The following is a 21,831-nucleotide window of genomic DNA, read 5'->3' as shown; positions in this document are numbered from 1 at the left end:
TAATCAGACAAGGCCATGCTAATCAATCAATGAGACTATTGTCGCAGCCTCCGAGTTGAGCAGAAACTCCACCAAGTCAACGAATCCCTCAACGGGTGGACCTTCGAGGAGCACACCGGTCTCGAGGTAGTGCTCAAATCCGTAGTCCGTTACGTTCGCACTCCCCACGTACGCTGCTGTATCGTCGAAGAGCATGATCTTAGCATGGAGTGTGAACGCAGGGGTAGCTCCATCTTGACGACGCTGTGCCGGCGGTGTCCCACGACTCCAGCGAGTATAGTCCACGCACCTGAGGAGCGATCGGTCGATGTTTCGCTCATCCGCTCTCTCCGCGAATGACTTCAGTACCGAGTAGTTGTACGAGTCCGTGTCGGTGAGATACCGAGAAATCACCCGCACCCGCACACCTCGCTCCATGGCCGAGAGCAGCACATCTTCGAGATGTGCGAATCCGTCTTTTTCAAAGAACGGTGCGACCAGCGTGATTGATGTCTCGCTTCTCTTGATCTGCCGCGTGAGAGTTGGCATCAGCCACGACATCCCGAACGATGTCGGGCTCACCTCCTCGAAGGCAGGATCCGCGGGGAACGTCACCAGCGGTGTTGCCTCTGTCGCTGGTGGTTGACGGGCTTCGTATGCGTTGACGCTGCGTGCAGCGTGCCTGGCTGTCTCGAATACCTTCCGGCACGCTTCTACGTTGATCCGGTAGGAACTGTCCTCGACACTCGTTCTGAACGACTCGCGAGTGACCGCGTCAGTCTGTGAGAGCTGTCGAAATACGTCGGTCGTTGCGGCAACGGAGACATCTGTTCCGTTCGCAATCTCCGCAGGTGTTACCAGTTCATCACGGCCACCGGATAGGACTAACAGGCCTTCGAGCTGGGAGAGGAGTTGTTCGTCACGATCGACGTACTCAGCAATAGCAAGGGGCAACCACGTCGATTCTGATTCGTCGTCGTTCATATGAATTGTATATAAATCGGTGACCGTACACGCTGGGAGCCGATTACAGTGTCCAGTATCCGGCGATGTCCTTGTCAGTGTTCGGTCGGCTCCCGAACAGGAAGTCCCGGGAGAGGACCTGGTTGAAGTACGAACAGCTGATCTCACTCACGTGCAGGCAGGAGAGACACGCCCCACCGCGCTGTGAGCAGACCGGGTCGTACACACACTCGTTGCCGTGCGTTTCGGCCTGTCCGAGGAGGTTATCTAGTTGCTGTTCGACCATCGTGTGCATCCCACCGATGTTGAATTCCTCCCGGTTATTCGCGTAGATGACGACAGATAGCGCGCGCGGGAAGAGGAACTCGCTGAGGTTCGTGCGGTCGAACCCACTGATGGTACTGGCCTGCTTCAGCAGGATGTGACTCAGCGTGTGGACCAGCTGGAACACGTGCTCCGTGACCTGTTCCTCGACCGAGTCGTCGAGGTCCGTCTGGAACTTGCCGTACCGTTCGACCGGCGCGAGGTGGTTGAGCAGGAACGCCCACTGCTCATCGGTGGAGAGCGATTCGATTTCACTTCTCGCGTGCTCGAGCGCGGCGTCGTCACGGCTGCTGACCTCAGGGAGAACGATGTCTCCGTTCACCGCGCTCGGGTCGCTCGTCCCGGGGATGTTGAGCGCGAGCCACAGTAGGACCTGTGCGGGGTCTAGGTCGAACTGAACCGCCTCTGTCTCGGACGTGTCGACGAAAATCGGCGTCCCGTCCCCGTCACTCGCGCTCTGTGAGAACGCGTTGATACGCGCTTCTCCTTCCTCACGGCTGCCACGGGTGTACCCGTAGACGAACGTCTGCACGGGGAAGTCCTCGATGACGCGGACGTCGTCGAATCCGAGCGCCTCCAGGTCGTCGTGGTAGCTGTTGATGCGGTCTGCTTTGTCGGAGAAGCCACGGTCCCGGGCGTCCGATTCGAGTTCGTCCAGCGTATCCGTCGTGAGCGACTCGCGGCTGAGGACGTACTGGAGAATCTCGTCACCCGCCTCGGTGAGCTCGGACGTTTCGCCGTCTGCATCGAGTGCGAGTGTCTCGCCGAGACGCTCGAGGATGGTCTGGCTCTCCAGCGTCCCCTGTTCACGGAGGTACTCGCGCGCCTGGTCGAGCGTGGTGATGTCGTCGTGTGTGGTGTAGATCTCCACCACCTTCTCGTCGTCCACCTCCACCTCTCCGGTTCGCTGGTGCAGGCTGACGTCCTGGAGGGAGTCAGCATCGGACAGTCCGAACAGCTTCGCGATCGCCCTCTTTGCTCCGTCCTCGGAGTTCCTGAGGTGCCCGATGCCTGCGGTGTGCAGGTTCACCGTGGAGAGGTAGTGCGGGTAGAAGACACTCCCTGCCCGGTGGACCGTCGTGTACATCCCGTCGTTCTCCTCCGCTTCGGGAGCCCTGTAATCACAGTTGCAGTTCTGGTAGTTTCGGATGGGAGTCTCCCACGAACAGCCACTGACATTGCAGCTCCAGTGGAAGTTCCGGACACGCTGACTGTTTCGGCGGTTGAGTATGACGTGCTGGTCTCCGTGAGTTGGGCACTTCTGTGGGTAGAGGCGACGAATCTCCCCGCACGTGTGAACACTCACGAACTGGTACTGTTCGAGGTTCCCGTCACAGCCGGATCGCTCACAGGTGAGATCAGGGTTGTTGTTCTTGACCTCGTCCGCAGTGTAGTACCCGTGCGCTTTGTCGCACTTCTGGCACTCGTAGGTCGTGGGGAACGGCTCGGCCCGGACACCTTCGGGTACGCCGAAGTGGTAGTGGTCGGTGTTGTTCGAGACGAAGCCATTCTGGCCCCCGTCCCAGTTTCGGACGCGTGCGAGGACGCGACCGAGGATGTAGTCTTTGCTGACGGTACCACTCGCATCGCTCGTTTCAAGTCGCGTAGTCTTCCAGATGCCCCGCTGACCGCTGTAGTCGAACGTGTTCTCGGGCAGGAACTGGTAGAGTACCTGCGACTTGCTACGTTCCATTGACATTGTTATCGGTTGTTGTAGGTGCTGAGGATGTCCTTGTACTTCCACTCCGGATCGATCGGGAGCTGTGCGTCGACGTCACGGAGGCTCCGCATCGGAGACCCGGGGAGGCGTTCGCTCGTCCACTGACGGTCACTCAACTGGACCTCGGAGATCGCACTGCGGGTGAGCTGCCTCACGTCGTCGCTGAACTCCGGTGGGACCTCCGACCCACCGTACATGTCCACGAGGAGGTTCTCGAGGTCGACGTCGTCGACCGTCGAGAGGAACTCTTCGGCCCGGTCACCGAAGTACATCATCTCCCCGTCGTCGGTGTACATGTAGTGGTTGAGCAGGAGTGCCATGAACAGCCCCGGCTGCGTCCGCTTGACGCTGTTCTTCGCCCACCGGTTGACAGAGACTGGTTCGACGAGTCGGTCGAGGAACTGGTGGTATTTCTCGAAGAAGTGGTAGTGGCTCAGGTCGCGCTCCCGGATGGGGTGAAGGATGTTGAAGACGAGTCCGGGGTGGGACCGCCCAGCGCGGGAGCTCGACTGGATGTACTCGGCCGTGGCGCGTGGCATTCCGAAGAACACCATCATGTTGAACCGCTCCACGTCCACCCCGTGGCTGATCATGCTGGTAGCCGTCACCGTATTCGGACGATACGCGAGTAGCCACGCGAGTCCTTCTCGGACTTCGGGGGACGCCGCACGAAGAGCAACCCGGAACTCCGTCCGCGGAGTTCTGTCATCGTCGAGCTCCGCCGCGAGCACATCACGGAGTTCCATGATGTCCGGGATGTCCTCCTCGTCGACGAGGTCGTCGTCGGCGAGGCTGTGCAGGAGGGACTCGTCTTCGTCCTCCTGCCACGGGTCGTCGAGCTGGTCCAGGATGGTCTGGACCTCCTCGAAGGGCGTCCCACCGGTCATGCGCTCGGAGTTGAGCGGTGGGCGACCTTCCCCACGGAAGTACGCGTTCAGCTGGCTGACGAACGACTGGTCCAGACGGTCTCCATCTTTCTTCGACAGCAGGTACGTCAGGCTCGTGCTGTAGAGCGTGAGGATGTCGATGATCTCCGAGATGGAGTCTGCTGACAGGGCCTCACTGGTGTCAGTCCCCTCCAGAGCGACGCCCGTAAGGAGGTCCTCGGGGGACTCCATCGCCACCCTGAGGAGGTCCTGGACTTCCTCGTGGAAGGTGAACAGGACGTCGATGATGGAGTTGATGTGCGTCTTCCCGTGCGGGATGAGCCCCATGTAGTAGCGCTGTGTCTCGGGCTGCTCCATCGCGTAGAAGTTCTCGCGCAGGAATGGCCCCGGCGACGGGAAGCGCTCTGCGGGCCGAAGGAACAGGTGGTACACCTGGTCCTCGTAGGCCGTGATCGTCGCCGTGGGAGCGAGTATCTTCGTCTTCCCGGCGTCGACTATCTCCTGGAGCGTCTGGACGCCCGTCTCGTAGTGGCCGTCGAAACTCCCCACGCTCTCTTCGAGGAGGTGGAGTTCGTCGGGAACCATCAGGGATGGTGCCGGGTCGTACACGTCTATCGGCGACGCCATCAACTCGAACTCGTTCTTGTCGATGTCACAGCCGTACTTCTCCGTACACTCACCGAGACTGGCGAAGCCGTGCGTCGGGCACTCGTACTCCATCTCTCCGGTCAGGATGTGCGCCATCTTCCGCTGGTACCCGACCGCGGTGATCTTGTCGATGGTCCCGGCGAGGATGCTCGGCGCGTAACGGTAGAGTTCGTTGTCGACGACGTGGATCGGGAGTTCGTCTTCCGCGTAGACCTCCTGGGCCGTGGTCTCGCGCTTCTGCCAGTCACACTCGAACGGGGTCCCGGTGCAGACGTGCGCGAGGCGGTGGTCCTCTTCAGTGACGCGCATCTTGACCCGGGCACCACAGGCCGGGCAGCTCGGAACGACTTTCGACTCCTCCCGGAGCTTCTCGTCCTGCTTGTAGCGCGTGAAGTTGTCGTTGTTGTAGCCCGTGAGCGCGTTCGGGGTGTTCTTCTTGCCGACGAGGAACCCGACACTGAACGGACGGGACGGGCGGCTCCCGATGTCGTCCTGGTCACGCCGAACGAGATCGGCGTACATGATGGTCTCCGACATCCGCTGGAGTTGCTGGAGCGACAAAAGTCGGAGTGGGAACCGTGTCCACGTCGTCACCCCGAAGTGCTTGCCGCGGATGCGGTCGAAGAACATGTTCCAGACCGCAACACCGAAGAAGGCCTCGGACTTCCCGCCGCCCGTCGGGAACCAGAGCACGTCGACGACGTCGAGGGCGCCCTCGGCCTCCTCGAACCGCTCTGAGAGCTCCTCCTCGTCACGCCAGCTGATCTCGTCCCATTCCTCGTACTCGCGGCCCGCGATGTCGGGGACGAGCATGACGATGAACACGAGCTGGAACAGTCGCCACGTGTTGAAGTCGTGCATCCGGTCCATCGACTCGTTCATCAGTTCGAACGCGCGCCCGACCGTGTCCGGGTGCTCGCGAAGCACGCGGATGCCACGTCGGAACCGGGTGATCTCGCGCTCGAACGCAGCCTTGTCCTCCTCGAAGTCCTCGCGGTCGGCGTCCGTCCAGTCGCCCCGCTTGCTGTATTCCCGGAGGGCTTCCGGGTAGGCGGTTTCGAGGTACTCGTCCATGGCGTCCGCGACCGACTCCAGCACCTCGTATCCGCCACCCTGAAGATCCGCGAGTTCGCTGAACGCGGGTTTCACGCCTCGATCAGCGGACTCGTAGACGAGCTGGCGGTACTCGGGGATGAAGTCCGTCCGGAGGTGGTCCGTGTGCGGGTCCGCACGAGGGGCGGATCGCCCGGGCGTCGCATCACCGAGGGTCTCCTTGTAGCCGGGAGCGTTGATGGTGCAGTTCCGTCCGTGTCCCCACAGGTCCCGGTTGTAGCGGAAGTCCTCGGGAAGCGGGTCGAAGGTGAACGGCGTGAACTCTACGTCGCCGTTCGCTTGCAGGTCGAGCTGAACCTCGAACAGCGTCGGGTCGCGGAGCGTGTAGACGTAGTCTCGCTTCGACTGCCGGCCCGTGTTCGTGACCTCGATGTCGAGCAGGAGTTCGCCACCGTTGCTCTCACGGTCCTCGGTGGTGGTGACCTGAACGGACAGGTCCCAGTCCGGTATCGCCGGCGTCCCGTCCCGCTCCGCGAGGTAGTCGTTGAACGCGGTCTCGTTCTCGAGGACGTAGTTCGGGACGTCTTCGTCGGGCTTGTCGTCGCCGTTGTCGAGGTAGATGTCGTCGCGTGCCACAGCTCGCTCGCGAGCGTCGTCGACGGCTGCCCGAATCGCCTCGGAGGCGCGTTCCCGAACGACTTCCGGCGTTGTTCGGGTTCCACCCGCGATGGCCTCGTAGGGTACCTCGATCGACGGCACCTCCAGTTCGAGGCGTTCGAAGACGGGGAGGAGCGTGGTGTTCTCGGTCTCGTCGTCGTCGCGGTCGGCCAGCGAGACGTACTCCTCGCGTCGGTCCATCTCCTCGTAGGTCGGGTTCACGCGCACCCACACGCTCCCCGTGATGTCGATGGAGATCGTGTCACCCGCGGACCCGTTTCGGATGCGGGTCATGGTACCGATGGCGCTGGGCTCCATCTTCGACTGGAGGTCGTCGTCGCTGTCCTCGAGGTCGCTGTTCCCCTCCGGGGCCAGTGCTCCGGCGAAGAATTTGTCGCTCGGGGCGTCCCGCTTGACCCGAGCGTCCTCGCCCTCGAGATTGCCGCTCACCCGGTCAGTGATGCGTTTTCGGAGGTGTCGTGCGATGCGTTCTTCGTCGTCCGGAGGGCCGGCGTCCGGATCTGGCTCGGACCCTGTCATGTTGCGCCTAGCACATCTCGGGTCATCCCACTTATACTTTTGCCTCAGACCAGCACCTCAAACAAAAGAGCGTAAGCTCGGTGCTGGTCTGAGATTTTAGCGACGTGCGCGTTCGCGCTGCGCGTGCGCGTTGCGCAACGCGCGAGCGCACACGCGGGAGAGCCAGAGTCAAATTCGTTCGACACCCGTTTTTCACTAACTGTTATAGGGCAGGAATGTGCCTGTCTGAATATTCACAGATGGCGACGCCATGACGCCATCAGTTCAGCACACATGTCTCAGCAATCTCACCCCTATCGCACGAATCGGGACCTCTTTTCCAACCACTACCTCACGGAGCATCTCCGGCAGACAGAGCCCTGGCAGGAAGTTGGCGAGGCCGAGGTCCGTGAAGCGTACGACGAGATCAACGAACTCTGGGAAGACAAACAGGACCGGGTCGAGGATTACAACGAGGCTCAGCTGGAGCGCAATTTCATTCGCCCTGTCTTCGACATTCTCGGGATTCCGTTCGAAATTGAGGAGACGGTCATGCGGAACGCCCGTCGCCCGGACTACGGCTTCTTCCCGAGTGCAGACGCCGCGGACGCGGCATTCGACCGGGAAGACTTCTACGAGGAGGCCATCGCCGTTGCGGACGCCAAGCGATGGGGTCGGAAGCTCGACACCCGTGGCGAGGAGAAACGCGACTTCGAGAACCCGAGCTACCAGATTCACGCCTACCTTCAGGAGACCCCACCCCAGTGGGCAGTCCTGACGAACGGGAAGCAGTGGCGGCTCTACTACGGGCCGACGAGTCACCGCCTGGACTCCTACTACGAGATCGACCTGCCCGAACTCTTCGAGGTCGTCGAAGGGGAGGGTGGCATCGAGGATTTCAAAGACTTCTATCTCTTCTTCCGACAGCAGGCCTTCCTACCTGACCGGTCAGGAGACTGTTTCCTCGACGACGTCTACGACGAATCCAGCGTCTTCGCGGAAGCGATCGGGGAAGACCTCCAGAACAACATCTACGAGGCCATCCGCGTTCTCGCGGAGGGGTTCCTCGACACGAACGACGACCTCGACGAGGACGACCTGTCGCTGATCCACGACAGTTCGCTCATCTACCTGTACCGGCTCATCTTCGTTCTGTACGCAGAGAGTGAGGGACGCGACCTCCTCCCCACTGGCAACGACATCTACAGTGATAGCTACAGCCTGAACGAGCTGAAGCAGACGGTCGCGGACAACCGCGACGAGACGCAGCAACACTACCAGACCTTCCAGACGCACCTCTGGGACCGGCTCGAGGAACTTTTCGTCCTCATCGACCAGGGAAGCCAGGGGAAGAACATCCCGAAGGACCAGCTCTACATCCCGGCCTACAACGGTGGGCTGTTCCGAACCACCCCCGACCCGGACGACAGCGCGGAGGCACAGTTCCTCGCGAGCCACGAGGCTGACGACGCGCACCTCGCAGAGGTGATCGACCTCCTGACCCGTCGTGACGCCGACGAGGGCGACGGCCAGGTCTTCGTCGACTACTCCTCACTAGACGAACGCCACCTCGGGTCGATCTACGAGGGACTGCTGGAGTACAAACTCGACGTTGCCGACGAGCCACTGACGGTCGACGACGGCGAGTACTCGCCTGCCGGCGACGGTGACGATATCGAGGTTGCGGAAGGTGATGTGTACCTCCGTACGGACGCTGGGGAGCGGAAGGCCACTGGTTCCTACTACACGCCGGAGTACGTCGTCGAATACATCGTCGACGAGACACTTGGGCCACTCGTCGACGGTATCCGGGAGGATCTGGTCGGGACTGAATCATACAAGCAGGGTGGCTTTGCCGGGGAGTTCGCCGACCGTGTGTTCGACCTCAAGGTACTCGACCCGGCGATGGGGAGCGGGCACTTCCTCGTGAACGCTGTTGACTATCTCGCCCGTGAGATTATCGACGCGCAGGAGCGGCAGGACCAGCAGGCAGTCAAGCGGGGCGACGACGACGCGATTAGCGACCCCCGGACTGAAGAAGGTGAACTCCGGGATATCAACTGGGCGCGGAGGAAGGTTGCCCAGCGGTGTATCTATGGCGTTGACCTGAACCCGCTCGCAACGGAACTCGCAAAGGTTTCTCTATGGCTTCGGACGCTCGCTGCCGAACAACCATTAGCGTTCCTCGATCATCACCTCAAGACTGGAAACTCTCTCGTGGGGAGTAACATCGAGGAGATCGAAGAACTAGAGTCGGAGAGCGGAGGTACCGATGGGAACACAACTCTAGCCGAGTTTGGAATCGCTCGGAAGGGAACTATTGAACAACTTATGCATATATATCAGGAATTTGTTTCTATCGAGAATCAGGATCTCGCCGACGTCAAGCTGATGGAGGCGAAATACGACGAGTTCGAGCAAAACAAGCTCCGCCAACGACTGGAATCTATGACAAATGTTCATACCGCAGAGAGGTTCGGTCTGGACAATCTACCCTCGGATGCGTATGAGCGGATGGCAGCAGCTCTAGAGGATGACGAAAAGTGGAAAAATATTGAGCAAATGCAGTGGTTTGGGGATGCTCAAGAATGGGCAAAGGATCACAACTATTTCCACTGGAAGCTCGAATATCCAGAGGTATTCTATACAAGTGAGGGAGACGATGCTAAAATCGCTGGCTTCGATGCTATTATCGGTAATCCCCCTTACGTACGTATTCAGAATCTCAAAAAGACAGACAAGTCGTTAGCCGAATATCTTGACACATATTATGACACGACTCACCAGAACTACGATTTAGCGGTTCCATTTACTGAGGCAGGATATGAACTTCTCCGAGAGGATGGCCTGTTCGGGTTTATTGAAACAAAGAAATGGATTCAAGGTGAATATGGTGAAAATTTGCGAGAGTATCTCGCCAAAAACAGGGCAGTTTATGAATTAATTGACTTTGGGGATCAACAGGTATTCCCCGGAGCTAGTACTTACACGGTGTTACTATTTCTGCAAAAAACAGAAAATGAGAGCTTCCGTTATGCAGAAATATTGGATTTAGACGGAACTGTTGACCAGCTAAGGGAAGTTCGGTCATCGGATCAGGTCATCCGCGATGACCTGTATTCATACACTGAATCTATCGACCGACTGGATAGCTCTCCTTGGGTTTTCGCACTCCCCGGTGAAAGAAAAATACTGGACTATCTAGATGATTTCCCCGTTTTGGAAGATTTCACAGATACTATTTTCGTAGGTCTACAAACTAGTGCTGATCCGGTCTATATTCTGGACGTAATTGATGAAACTGGGGACACTATAGAAGCCTATTCAAAAGAGATTGGCGAAGAAATTGAAATTGAAAAGGAGATTACGAAGCCTCTGCTCCGGGGTCAAGATATGCAAAAGTGGACTATTACACAATACGATTCCCGTGTCATTTTCCCATACAATACTGACTCTGAGAAAGGAGAGTACTCGCTTATTACTAAACAAGAGATGGAAAGCAAATATCCAAAGACATGGAAATACCTTTCTCAAAATCGCGATCGACTGATTGACCGTTCTGGTGTCGATGAAACAACTTGGTGGCAATATGGAAGGCCACAAAACCTAGATAAGTTCGAATCTCCGAAACTCCTCACACAGGTCCTTGCTAAAGAAGCGTCCTTAGCCCTGGATCGGAAAGGGCTGATAACATTCGTCGGCGGCGGGACTGCTGGCGGTTATGGAATAACTGTGGATAAGGACAAGTTGAGCTACCCGGCACTCCTCGCGTTACTCAATAGCTCTCTTTTAGACTGGACACTAAAGAAAGAAACTTCTCGATTCCGCGGAGGGTATTACTCCTACGCGAAACGATACCTTGAGATTTTACCCATATGTGGCAAAAAGCTCAGTGAGCCTATCGAGATGGCCTCTGACCACCAGTTACTTAATGAAAGTGATTCGCTTGAGCAAGGCCTAATATCACTGACTGAAGATATAATCTCGACAATTGAAAACAAAAGAGAGATCAACACCTCTCTACCGGACTATTTGGGCAATTATCAATGGGGAGACAGTTTAGGGGACTTAGCCTCATTCCAGCCAGCCACTGGAGTGAATGATACGATTCTAGTAGATACAGCAGAAAAGCGAGAAAACCTACGTATTGGCGATTGTGAAATTGTAGACCATGGCTCAAAAATATCACTCAATGTTACAGCTCGATATAAGCCTGAGGACAAAGAAGGTTATGAGACTGACCGTTGGGGATACACAGAAACAGATTTTATCCCGGCACTGGAGTTCGTGGGAGCTGACGACAAAGTGGAAGAACTTGTTCTAGAGTTTGTGCCGTATGCAGTAGAACAAGGTAACGGATTCGCCAGCTTTCGCGAAACCGCGACGAAAACAAACTCATTGATAGATCGCCTAGAGAAACTAACGCTACCGGAGATTGAAGACATATCGAAGGGGTTGGACCAATTTTTACAGGCTAAATCTAAACACAACAAACTTGAAGAGCGTCAAATGGAGTCAGAAGAGATTATTGATGACATGGTTTATACTGCATATGGAATTGATGACGACCAACGGTCTATTATTGAAGAGTCACTAAAGAACAGTTGATGCAATTTGAACTCTCTATAAACACTTGAGCAAACTTGATTTGCATTTATATTTGAATTGTATCGTCTGATATTATCCATGGTTCAAAAAGCTCTGTGGGTTCTGTGATTTTCACACTAGACAACGATGAGTGAGAAACTAACCATCAAAAATGTAGTAGGAGGTGGTGCCATCGGGACGGAGATTGATCTCCATTCGGTATCGACAGCTGAATTTGAAAAATTCGATATTCAGTATGAACCCGAATCGTATGCCGCAATAGTACTAAGATCTCATGAGTTTGACCCGACAATTATGTTATTCCGTTCTGGGAAATTCAGTATAGCTGGTGGTAAATCTGTCCAAGAAACTAACCTGACATTCCAAAGATTTTGTGATGAACTGGAATCGATTACCGGGCTTGAGATTGAACCTTCCATAGAGATACGATTCTTTGTTACAACGGGGAACCTAGAGCGACCCCTCGATCTCTCCACCGCAGCGGTTTCTTTGGGACTTGATGAAACTGAATATGAACCCGAACAATTCCCGGGCTTGTTTTATCGGCCAAAGAATAGAGACTGGTTTGCTATATTGTTCGCTTCCGGATCTGTGGTTATAGATGGCGATCCAGACTTAGAAGTGCTCGAGGACGCTTATGATGAGATCGATGATACGTTAAAAAACAATGGTATCTAAGGGTCTATTCAATCTTATGGTGTATTTACGTGTTTTCAAAAGCTCAATATAAGGTGAATTACAACCAACCCAGATCTGCGTTCAGGTCCTCGATGAACCCTAGTCCTAACCGGACCCCCGGTGGTAATGACAGCTGATCTCCTTGTTGTTCGACTATAGTTTCCCTGAGAAACGGATGGCCGGGATCGAATGTCGGACTGACCCGTATCCTGTAATCAGTATCCAAGGTAAATAGACCGGCGTCGAACGCCCGGTGATGGAGCGAGTTTAGCACGAACACGTTCTCCGGATGCTCGGCGAGTTCTGGTCGCTGGCTCCGGGGCAACACGTGTGCCAGGTCGAGCAGGGCTTCTTCTCGGATGCCGGTCATCGTACACGCCTTCCCGTACCGCTCAAACGTTTCAGCCCTGAACGCGTCGCTCACGACAACTTCCGGTTGCTCGTAGCGACGGATAGTCCCCCCGACAGAGTCGAGCAATTCTCCGGTCGGCCACTGCTTGACGTCCCCGGTCCGCACCCACTGCTTCCACACCTCGGGGGCGTTCTCAGAACTGTTCGTCCGTGCACGGTCGTGGAGCCAGGAAACAGGTACTGACTGCGTGTTGAGGATCGAGAAATGGAAGAAATAGTTCGGAATCTGTGCGCCCGAGTCGTCCTGATACGAACGGATCTCGAGATGGTCGGGAACGCAGAGTCCACAGAACTCTACGACACCGGACTCTGGTTTCCGAAACACAAGAACTGGCGGGACCTCCTCACGCCGACCGGACGCTTTCCTGTCGAACGCGTCCTTGATCTTCTCGTTCTGTTTCGACTCGTCGTAGGGGTTCTCTGCCTTGGCGTCGCCCCAGTAGCTGATGTATCCCGAATCGACGGCAAGCGTGTCCTCCCACGGGTCGTCGTGCTGAGAGACGCCCTTGTCGTTCGAGACGAGTACCAGTGCCGCGGGAGTGTCACTGCGGTCCGTCCCTAAGTCGCGAATGCCACCCGTATTTTTGATGCCACTGCTCAGCGGTCCCCGGATCCAGCGCAGGAACTGGTCGTCTGGATTCCTGTAGCTCCCCTTGTCTCGGTATCGCTCGCCAATTCTGAAGGCCCTGTTCATGGTTCTCGGGATGGGGGAGTGTGAGTGGTCATTCGAGACACCGGGTGCACTGTGGCGACTTTTATCCGCAAAGACATTAAATCCGAGAGTCACATCGTACCTATCAGTGACCAGTTGCGAATGTGGATTCGAAGTCGGTGACCGCGTAAGTTTCGCGGGTGGTAATGGCGAAATTGCAAAGGCCAACCACCGCCCGAGTGGCCAGTGTCTGCTCACGATTCTGACCGACAGTGGACAGACCAAGCGCCCCAGCGCGGTCGTTGACAAAGTGGAGGGGAGCGACACGTTACTGGCGAACCGCGAGTTCGACGCGCCCGACCGTTTCAACCTCCGGTCGCGGGCTGCGGAACTCGATCTGGCCCATCGGCAGGACCGGTTCGTCACACTGGAGAGCAGCCGCATCGACATCGCACCACACCAGGTGAAGGCCGCCTACGAGATTCTCACCTCGTACGATCATCGGTATCTAATCGGTGACGAGGTCGGTCTCGGCAAGACCATCGAGGCCGCCATCGTCATCGAGGAACTCGCCGCCCGTGGACAGGCCGACAGGGTGCTGATCGTCGCTCCTGCACCCCTCACGACCCAGTGGCAGGAGGAACTCCGCGAGAAGTTCGACAGCAACTACGTCGTGTACGACCGCGACTACGTCGACGCGAAGCGCGGTGCCCACCCGAACAAAAATGTCTGGACACACGACGACCGTATCATCACCTCCATCGACTTCGCCAAGCAGGACGATATGCTCGCGGCGCTGGAGAATCTGGACGAAGAGTGGGATATCGCAATCTTCGACGAATCTCACCACCTCACAGCCCGCCGTGAGGGCAAGCGCGGGATCAACAGGACCGAGCGCTACCGCGTCGGCGAGGCGGTGTCACAGAACTCGGATGGGCTTCTCTTCCTCACCGGGACGCCGCACAAGGGGAAACGCGACCAGTTTTACTTCATGATCTCCCTGCTTGATCCCTACCGCTTCCGTGACGAGCACGACGTCAACAAGGAGGGCCTGCGGGACCTGATGATCCGTCGGCTGAAGAGCGAGATGTACGAGTCCGACGGCTCGAAGATGTTCCCAGAGAAGAACATCGAGACGCTGCCGGTCACGTTTACACCCGAGGAACGGGAGCTCTACGAGAACGTCACCGAGTACATCACCGAGCACTACAATCTCGCCCACAGGGAGGACAACGACACCGCGGGCTTCGCGATGGTCCTCTACCAGAAGCGGCTCGTTTCGTCGATTCACGCCATCAGGAAGTCGCTCAAGAACCGGATGAAATCCATCCAGGCCGGTGGTGCAGACCCGGGAGACCTATCGCAAATCACGAAGAGTCTCCTCCCGCAGTATCGCGAGGACCCCGATATGCTGACCGACGCGCAGCGGGAGAAGGTCGAGGAGGAGCTCGGGAGTGTGGCGGCATCGAGTGACCCGGCGAAGGTCAAACAGGAGTTGCAAATCGTCCGGGACCTGTACAACCAGGCGAAGGCGATCGACGTCGACTCCAAGGCCGAACAGCTCCGCGAGTTCGTCGACGGCGTCCTAGCCGAGGACCCAGACGAGAAGGTCCTCATCTTCACCGAGTACACGGACACACTAGAATACCTCAGAGACCGGCTGTTCAGCGAGCACGACGTCGCTCAAGTCTACGGCGACCTCTCACAGCCCGAGCGGAGACGCCAGCTGAAGAAGTTCGAGAAGGAGGCCAACATCATGCTCGCGACGGACGCGGCCCGGGAGGGGCTGAACCTCCAGTTCGCGCACATCATGGTCAACTACGACCTCCCGTGGAATCCGACGCGAATCGACCAGCGCATCGGTCGACTCCACCGCTACGGGCAGGAACGCACGGTCGAGATCCGGAACCTGTTCGTCGACGATACACGGGAGAGCGACATCCTTGAGCTTCTGCTGAGCAAACTCGACGAGATCGAGGAAACTCTGGGCATGAGTTCTGATGTCCTCGGACTGGTGCTGGAGAACGTCGACCTCGAGGAGCAGATCATGACCGCCATCACGCAGAAGGACGGGGCGGATTCGATTGCTGCTGACCTCGATGCGATTGTCGAAGATCAGGAGGAGGCCGTTCGCCGCGTCGACGAAGAACTGCTCATCCGTGACCGATTTGACCTGAGTGAGGAGGACCGAGAGATCCTCGACATCATCGACGAGAGTGCAGAGGACACGATCAGCGAGGCAGACGTGGAGTACCTCGTCCGGACCGTGTGCAACGAGTTCGGTGGTCGGATTGTCAACGTACGGTCCGGCCCCGCCGAGGACGGTGGTGAGATATTCGACCTCGTCGTTCCGGACCCCATCTCGGGGGGCGAAGTGAAGGACCGGTACGATGCTTCGACGTTCGACCGGAAGAACGCAGTCGAGGACGAGTCACTCGAATTCATCGCCCTCGACCATCCGGTCGTACGGTCGATGATGCAGTTCTGTCTTGACAGTGATGTGGTCGGGGGACAGACCGCCGTTCTAACGGGAGGCAGAGACCTGGAAACACCGGGCCTGCTCTGTCACTTCCGGGTCGGATACCTCTCGGGGACTGGCGAGACGGTCACTGAGCGCCTCGTCCAAGTCTACGTGACACCAGACGGCGTTGAGAAGACCGGGGACATCAACATCACAGGTGGTCTCCCACCTTCCGCCGCCAACGATTATCCCGCTGTCGGAGCGATTTCTACGTGTTCTGACGAGCTCGTGGACCGGGCGGAGACTGTCGCATGGGAGGTCATAGAGGGTCTGGCAGCCGAGGCACGAGAAAACCGGCAGCGAGAAGCGCGCATTCGGCGGGAGCATACACAAAAATACTTCGAGTACCGTATCGACGATATCGAAGACCGGATCGAGCGTTTCGAAGAGCGCGACACGAAGCCGAATGAAGACATGCGTATCGTCCTCGCGAAGGCACAGAGCCAGCTCAAGGAATTAAAGAAAGAACGAGATTCGGAGATAGCGAGACTTGAAGAGGAGGAACAGGTAATTCCTGACGAACTAGAGCTCATCAACATGGCCGTCGTTATCGACGCCTTCGAGAATTAGCCACAGAACCCGGTTGTCCGGTGGACTCTATTTGACGCATTCCACGCGCAATCGCATATGAAATCGTTGCAACTCAGATACTCGTCTGAACAAGGTCTTGCGAGAGTACTGCCAAGTCGTGCGGGCCAGACAGGTCATCTTCGCGAATTGGTCATTTCCGGTTAAACGGTAGATGAACGCATTGATCAGTTGCTTTTGTAGCTCATCCAGGACGACTCTATCAGGCACCCGCTCATATTTTTCTGAAAGGGGTTCATGTGTACCCCTATGGTGTTTGATACGGTTGGTGAGATCGACGCTCCCTCTTTTGAGACGGTTACTGCGGAGACAAGCCTTCGGGACGTGATCGAACTGATGCTGGCACAGCAGTACTCTCAGGTTGGAATCACCCGCGGTGGTGAACTCATCGGGGCCGTATCGTATCAGTCGATTTCGAGAGCCTTGCTTGCGACTGACGAACTGTTTGACGCGCCGAAGAGGCTGAGCAACCGGACAGCCGAACTCGCGGTTGAAAAACCACGAATCGTCGACCACGACGACGAGTTCAATACTCTGTTCAGTATTCTTGGCGAACGCTCATACGTGCTCGTGGACTCCCCAGACGGATACAGAATTGTCACCGACTACGACATCCGCGAGTTCTGGAGGAAATCAACCCAGCCCTTTCTGTTGATTGAAGGAATTGAGAACGCCATCCGTAGCATCATTCAGGATGTGTATGGCGATGAGGTTCCAGGAGTGTTGAAAAATCTATCTTCGGATTCTGGTCATCTACGTCTCGTTGAGAGCCTCGATGAGTGCAGCTTCAGTCACTACGAGTTTCTATTTTCGAAAAACTGGGATGACGGGTTCGACGAATTCTTTCACGAGCGGCAGGATTTCGTCCGACAGCTGGTCAGCAGTATTGGAGAACACCGCAATCGTCTCTTCCACTTCCGCATCGAAGACCGAAGCGAATTGGATCTCGATATAATCGAGTTTGCTCACGGATACATCACCGCTGTCGCCGATAATCCGCGTCCTCGGTAGAGCCCCCGAGACATCACTCAAGAACTTCTTCTCTAATCGCATGGCCTACAGCGTGCGCCAACCGTGGTGGAACAGCGTTGCCGACAAGTCGATACGCGTTTGTCCGGCTCTCGGGGAACCAGTACGAGTCACGAAATGACTGTAACCGCGCGGCCTCTCGGACAGTCAACGATCGTGCTTCTGTGGGGTGGATAAACATGTGACCGTCCTTCTGAATATGCGCCAGAATGGTTGATGCTGGCCTAGAGGGGTTCTGTTTCTTGTACTTGTCTGGGAAGACATCATCGCGGTAAGGCTGGAGCTCCTGGCTTACGTCCCCAATATTCCATCCGACACCGTGCCCAAGCAATTTGTAGATGGAGAGGTCCAAATGGTTGTGCCACCGACAACTGTGGTTCCGGAGCGTTTGATCGTCCCAGTCTTCATCTTCCGGGATATCACGTAGCCATTCCTGATATGGTGACACCGGAGGGAGGGTGTATTCCGTTGCTTCTTTCGGCGGCATCTCTCCATCAGGTGAGACCGGAGGCAGATCCATGATTGCGTCCGCAACCGTCACATACGGTCGTCTGGCCGTGTTTTCTCGGGAAATAGGTGGAACTTCTGGCTCCGTATCGAACGTGGTCTGAGAGGACTCTTTGAACGCTCCGGGAGTGTTCCTGACACCCATTTTTCGTTCCCTCTCGTCCGTCGGTTCGCGGTGTGTTTTCCACTGCTGTAGGTCGGGAAGTATGTCGCCCTCACGTGCCCCGATGAAGAAAACCCGTTCTCGATGCTGAGGAACCCCGTAGTCAGCTGCGTCAATCACTTCCCAGTCAGCGTGATACCCGAGCGCTTCCATCTCCTCAAGGATGATCTCGGGGACCGGGGTTTCCTTGCCGACCGGTTCCCCAGTGGACGCAGAATCTGTTGGCAGGGACTGCTGAATCGTGTCTGTTTCGATGACTGCGGTATCACTGATCAGGCCAGTAACGTTCTCCATTATGAAGGCAGCTGGCTCGAAATAGTCGACGTACCGGAGGAAGTCGCGATAGAGGACATTCCTGTCGTCTTCATCGGTCGATCTGTTTTCCAGCGAACCAAGTTTTGCCCGGCCAATAGTAGAGAACGATGGACACGGTGGACCACCTGCGACGAGGTCAAGCGTACCCGGCTCAATGTCTGGCCCATCCGTCGCCGGATCCGTCTCTCGAATATCTTTTCCGAGCACATGCTCGCCGTGATTTCGTCGATAGGTTTCTACAGCAGCAGTGTCGCTGTCAATTGCCCAGCAGACATCGAAACCTGCATTCAGTAGTCCCTGTGTGAACCCTCCAGCTCCACAAAACAAATCAATTGCCGATGGCCGCCGTTCCATTATTTGTAGGATTGAGGGGGCACCAGCAAAGCAGTTCGGAACTATGGATACTTCTGGAGCAGTCAGTGGCGGGACCAAGGGAGTCACTCAAACATTTAGTTATCTGGTTGGTTGACCTGCGTCGTAATTGCAGTCATAAGTCGGTCGAGCTGGCCTACATTATTTAACCGGTCCGACCAGTATTTCGGGTATATCGACCGAAGATGACGTGAATCTTCCTCCTCAATCTATCGAAGAGAACGACCACCGATGGGAACGAACAAAATTCGACAAGGACAGTTACCAGTGGGTTCGGGCGATGTCCGATGATGAATACTCATGGGATTTGGAGGATGTTTCACTCGTGGGTACCGATGTGCCGATTAGAGTCGTTTCGCTCCAGTATCTCGACGGGAAGTGGTACGTAGAAGCCAGTGAGACCGCCGGACCTGATTACCACCGCCCCGGGTTCACAGAACTCATCAGCTCTGAATTTTCTCACTCCACGGTCAACCTTGCTGAGGCCCGCGAAGTAGTTCACCAGTTTGTCAAGCGACTTTCTTAGCTGTCTTTTGACCCATAGTCCTCACTCGTGGGGTAGTGGACGAATGTTTCGGCAAGATAAACCAACTTTGCACCCCTGGCACCACACTACATCGCAGCGAACTCTTCACCAGAGTCGGGGAGGTACTCGATGATACTCCGGTGGGCACCGAACTCGCTGATGATCGTCTGTAGCGCGTCGACGACAGTCGCGATGTCCCGGTTGAGTTCGTGCTCGCGGTATGTTCCGCCGTCCTGACCACGGTGTTCCATGTGCGAGAGGGTCAGATTGAGGATCTCGAAGTCGGATAAGAAGCTGCGCATCCGGCGAGCAGTACGTGGATCTCGACCCTGCAACTCGCAGAGTTCTTTGTAGCGCTGGTAGACGCTCCGCGACCGGGCAGGGGTAGCGTCCTCGGCAGCGAGCGTGGTCAGTGCATAGAGTGTGAGTTGCTCGTGTTCGGTGAGGTCGCGCATGATGTCCATGCTCTGCTGTGCCTCGAGTTTCTCCTGGGCGCGTTCGACGTGGTCGGTCGTTACTGAATCCGCGTTCTCGGTGCGTGCAAGATCACCCGCCTTCCGAAGGAGTGTAATCGCGCGTCGGGCGTCACCACCATCTTGGCGACCGAGGGCTGCACACAGCGGAATCACGCCCTCTTCGAGTGCGCTCTCGTGGAACGCGATGTCTGCCCGCTGTTCGAGGACCTTCTGGAGCTCTTCCGTGCCGTACGGCGGGAACGAAATCTCGGTTTCACACAGCGACGACTGAACCTTCGCGTCGAGCTGCTCTCTGAACGTCGAGTCGTTACTGATCCCGACAAGGCCGAGCTGGATGTTGTCGATGTATCCGTTGTTGTCGGCACGGGTGATCTGGTAGAGGAACGTGTCGTCCGTAATGTGGTCAATCTCGTCGAGAACGATGATCACGGTCCCAGAGAGCTTGTTGAGCTCATCCCAAAGCAGACGATAGACTTTGGATTGAGGGTGACCGGTTTCGGCGATGTGGTGCTCAGGTTCTCGGAGGTTGTTCACCAGACTAATCGCGGCCTGGTAGCTCGTGCTGAGACCGTCGCAGTTGACCGAGATGACAGAGAGGTCGACTTCGAAATGCTCCGCCGATTCCAGAAGCTCGTTCAGGAGGAAGTTCGTTACGGCGGTTTTGCCGACGCCTGTCTTGCCGTAGATGAAGATGTTGTCGGGGTACTCACCGTTGATAATCGGCTGCAGGGCTGCTTCGTACTCCTCGATCTCGTTATCCCGCCCGACGATGTCGTCTGGAACGTACTCGACTTTGAGTGTATTCCGTCTTTTGTAGAGCGTGTCGTCGGGCTGGAATCGGGGAGTCATGTTGTGCTCGACTGATTCAAGCTAGAATCATAACTGTTTCGACCGTCGTTTCCGCTATTTCCAGTATAACCACCATGGGGTGAGAGTTCCACTAATCGATATTGACCCCACCGTTTCCAGTCAATTGGAAGAATGTCGTGTTGACTGTCATGAGGAAAGAACCCGGACAGATCTGACTCTCGAGGAGGAACCTCACCCCACCATTTCCAGTAAAACCATCACCTCACGGTTGACCGACCCACCCCACCGTTTCCAGTAATTCACGGTGAATCCAGGCGGTTGGTCACGAGAGGAAAGAACCACAGGGTTCCAGTATTTCCAGTAAACGGTTCTTTATATACTCAAGACACCCCGATGTTTCCAGTATAGTCGTCGAGAACCCGAATCGCTAGACTGCGGAGGGTGACAGTTGACGGGAAGAGCGGAACACCCCCTCCCCACTATTTCCAGTAAAGCACGACGAAAGAGAGCCACCTAGTCAGAAGGAATTCTAAATTAGAGAAAAGTTTATATTAATAGCGTTTGAGCTAGTCCGTAGGAGAGCTAGAGCGGTGTTGTTGTTGTGCCTGGTTCTAGTGAAAGAAACTAATGAGAGAGTTCGGGAGGCCTTCGCCACTAGTTTTACTGGAAATAGTGGGGGGAGAGTGGGTGGCTAGGCCCGTTGGCCCCATCATGTAAGTGTATTAGTGGAAATGGTGGGGTCTGACACTCGTCAGACGCTCTGGGTAGGTTAACCAACGTGGAGCGGAATACTGTTCACTCGTTGGTTAATAACTAACCGTGAGTAGCATCGACGTTTACTCGTGTCCGATGAGCTGGCGAAACCGAATTGCCAGCCACCACACCACTATTTCCAGTAAAACACCGTCTCTCCATCTCACCGACAAACGAGGTCTAGTTACCCGAATCGACTGGTCCTTTGTATTTTGAACGTATCTTCTCTCCTTCTCGCCACTGCCAGTAGTAGTAGCGGTTGTCGTTGATCTCCTTGATGGTAATCGTTGCTTTCGAGGGAACGTCATCGGGCAGGTCGTCGCGACGTTCGTTTTCGGCGGCTTCCTCTGCGAGATGCGCTTCTCGTTCTTTGTACTCGGCGAGTTCCTCGGCATATGAAGCAATGCACTGGAGTTTCTCAGCTGAAGAGTCGTCGAGTGTATCGATGATACCGGCGGGAACTTCCGGTGGAGGTGTTGGTGGGTCGGAGGACATACTAACTTGGCCCGTGTTAACCAACACAGACGCCGATTTGATAGATTTGTTGGTTAAGATGGTGCTGAGCGTTACGGATCCTCTCTTATCACCGATGTATACTCTCCCACCCTACTACTTCCAGTGTTCAGAGAAACAGCGACACCATCCCACCGCTTCGCGGGGGGTTACCGTCTT

Annotated in this window: 12 protein-coding genes; 5 read left to right on the top strand and 7 right to left on the bottom strand. The window is 56.2% G+C overall.

All coding sequences use genetic code 11. From position 1 onward, the window contains the following. Positions 1-18: 18 nt before the first annotated feature. From NOV86_RS22595 to NOV86_RS22585, 3 genes are read right to left on the bottom strand one after another with little or no spacing between them, the layout of a single operon-like run. On the bottom strand, positions 19-963 hold the full coding sequence (locus tag NOV86_RS22595; protein ID WP_267644134.1) for a phospholipase D-like domain-containing protein: 945 nt from the start codon (positions 961-963) through the stop codon (positions 19-21). Between the two features lie 43 nt (positions 964-1,006). Next, positions 1,007-3,010: a DUF8724 domain-containing protein gene (locus NOV86_RS22590; protein ID WP_267644133.1), complete on the bottom strand. Its 2,004-nt coding sequence runs from the start codon at positions 3,008-3,010 to the stop codon at positions 1,007-1,009. Next, positions 2,968-6,771 (bottom strand): helicase-related protein, encoded by a 3,804-nt coding sequence (locus NOV86_RS22585; protein ID WP_267644132.1) that lies wholly within the window; start codon positions 6,769-6,771, stop codon positions 2,968-2,970. The genes NOV86_RS22590 and NOV86_RS22585 overlap by 43 nt, the downstream gene beginning before the upstream one ends. Positions 6,772-7,044: 273 nt before the next feature. Here NOV86_RS22585 and NOV86_RS22580 point away from each other — a divergent pair, with 273 nt between their 5' ends. Continuing rightward, a complete protein-coding gene (locus NOV86_RS22580; protein WP_267644131.1) occupies positions 7,045-11,358 on the top strand; it encodes an Eco57I restriction-modification methylase domain-containing protein in 4,314 nt (1,437 codons plus the stop codon). 126 nt (positions 11,359-11,484) lie between these two features. Further along, complete coding sequence (locus NOV86_RS22575; protein WP_267644130.1) at positions 11,485-12,036, top strand: TATA-box-binding protein; 552 nt, start codon at positions 11,485-11,487, stop codon at positions 12,034-12,036. A 58-nt stretch (positions 12,037-12,094) separates the two neighbouring features. Here NOV86_RS22575 and NOV86_RS22570 read toward each other — a convergent pair whose 3' ends face one another. After that, a complete protein-coding gene (locus NOV86_RS22570) occupies positions 12,095-13,141 on the bottom strand; it encodes an HNH endonuclease (RefSeq protein WP_267644129.1) in 1,047 nt (348 codons plus the stop codon). Positions 13,142-13,247: 106 nt separating this feature from the next. On the opposite strand from NOV86_RS22570, the gene NOV86_RS22565 reads away from it, so the two are divergent. Together NOV86_RS22565 and NOV86_RS22560 are read left to right on the top strand one after the other, a co-directional pair. Beyond that, positions 13,248-16,190 (top strand): helicase-related protein, encoded by a 2,943-nt coding sequence (locus NOV86_RS22565; protein WP_368408815.1) that lies wholly within the window; start codon positions 13,248-13,250, stop codon positions 16,188-16,190. 267 nt (positions 16,191-16,457) lie between these two features. Continuing rightward, a complete protein-coding gene (locus tag NOV86_RS22560) occupies positions 16,458-17,219 on the top strand; it encodes a CBS domain-containing protein (protein WP_267644127.1) in 762 nt (253 codons plus the stop codon). Positions 17,220-17,232: 13 nt separating this feature from the next. On the opposite strand, the gene NOV86_RS22555 is transcribed toward NOV86_RS22560, so the two are convergent. After that, positions 17,233-18,576, bottom strand: a complete 1,344-nt coding sequence (locus tag NOV86_RS22555; RefSeq protein WP_267644126.1) for a DNA cytosine methyltransferase — start codon at positions 18,574-18,576, stop codon at positions 17,233-17,235. A 298-nt stretch (positions 18,577-18,874) separates the two neighbouring features. Here NOV86_RS22555 and NOV86_RS22550 point away from each other — a divergent pair, with 298 nt between their 5' ends. After that, the gene (locus NOV86_RS22550) at positions 18,875-19,120 is read left to right on the top strand and encodes a hypothetical protein (RefSeq protein WP_267644125.1); all 246 of its coding nucleotides are present in this window, start codon (positions 18,875-18,877) and stop codon (positions 19,118-19,120) included. Between the two features lie 86 nt (positions 19,121-19,206). Here the strand turns inward: NOV86_RS22550 and NOV86_RS22545 are convergent, their stop codons facing one another. Both NOV86_RS22545 and NOV86_RS22540 read right to left on the bottom strand, forming a co-directional pair. Further along, positions 19,207-20,445 (bottom strand): orc1/cdc6 family replication initiation protein, encoded by a 1,239-nt coding sequence (locus NOV86_RS22545; protein ID WP_267644124.1) that lies wholly within the window; start codon positions 20,443-20,445, stop codon positions 19,207-19,209. 894 nt (positions 20,446-21,339) lie between these two features. After that, a complete protein-coding gene (locus tag NOV86_RS22540; protein ID WP_267644123.1) occupies positions 21,340-21,654 on the bottom strand; it encodes a DUF6788 family protein in 315 nt (104 codons plus the stop codon). Between the last annotated feature and the right edge of the window lie 177 nt (positions 21,655-21,831).

This window comes from Haloarchaeobius amylolyticus (genome assembly GCF_026616195.1).
In the GTDB taxonomy this organism is placed as follows: domain Archaea; phylum Halobacteriota; class Halobacteria; order Halobacteriales; family Natrialbaceae; genus Haloarchaeobius; species Haloarchaeobius amylolyticus.
Note: the sequence above shows the minus strand (reverse complement) of the source record. Positions and strands in the feature narration are given on the sequence as shown.

Bases quoted from the DNA above. Each gene is read 5' to 3' on its own strand.
- NOV86_RS22580 (WP_267644131.1), top strand. From the start codon at position 7,045: ATGTCTCAGCAATCTCACCCCTATCGCACGAATCGGGACCTCTTTTCC.
- NOV86_RS22595 (WP_267644134.1), bottom strand. From the start codon at position 963: ATGAACGACGACGAATCAGAATCGACGTGGTTGCCCCTTGCTATTGCT.
- NOV86_RS22550 (WP_267644125.1), top strand. From the start codon at position 18,875: ATGTCCGATGATGAATACTCATGGGATTTGGAGGATGTTTCACTCGTG.
- NOV86_RS22570 (WP_267644129.1), bottom strand. From the start codon at position 13,141: ATGAACAGGGCCTTCAGAATTGGCGAGCGATACCGAGACAAGGGGAGC.
- NOV86_RS22545 (WP_267644124.1), bottom strand. From the start codon at position 20,445: ATGACTCCCCGATTCCAGCCCGACGACACGCTCTACAAAAGACGGAAT.
- NOV86_RS22555 (WP_267644126.1), bottom strand. From the start codon at position 18,576: ATGGAACGGCGGCCATCGGCAATTGATTTGTTTTGTGGAGCTGGAGGG.
- NOV86_RS22560 (WP_267644127.1), top strand. From the start codon at position 16,458: ATGGTGTTTGATACGGTTGGTGAGATCGACGCTCCCTCTTTTGAGACG.
- NOV86_RS22540 (WP_267644123.1), bottom strand. From the start codon at position 21,654: ATGTCCTCCGACCCACCAACACCTCCACCGGAAGTTCCCGCCGGTATC.
- NOV86_RS22575 (WP_267644130.1), top strand. From the start codon at position 11,485: ATGAGTGAGAAACTAACCATCAAAAATGTAGTAGGAGGTGGTGCCATC.
- NOV86_RS22585 (WP_267644132.1), bottom strand. From the start codon at position 6,771: ATGACAGGGTCCGAGCCAGATCCGGACGCCGGCCCTCCGGACGACGAA.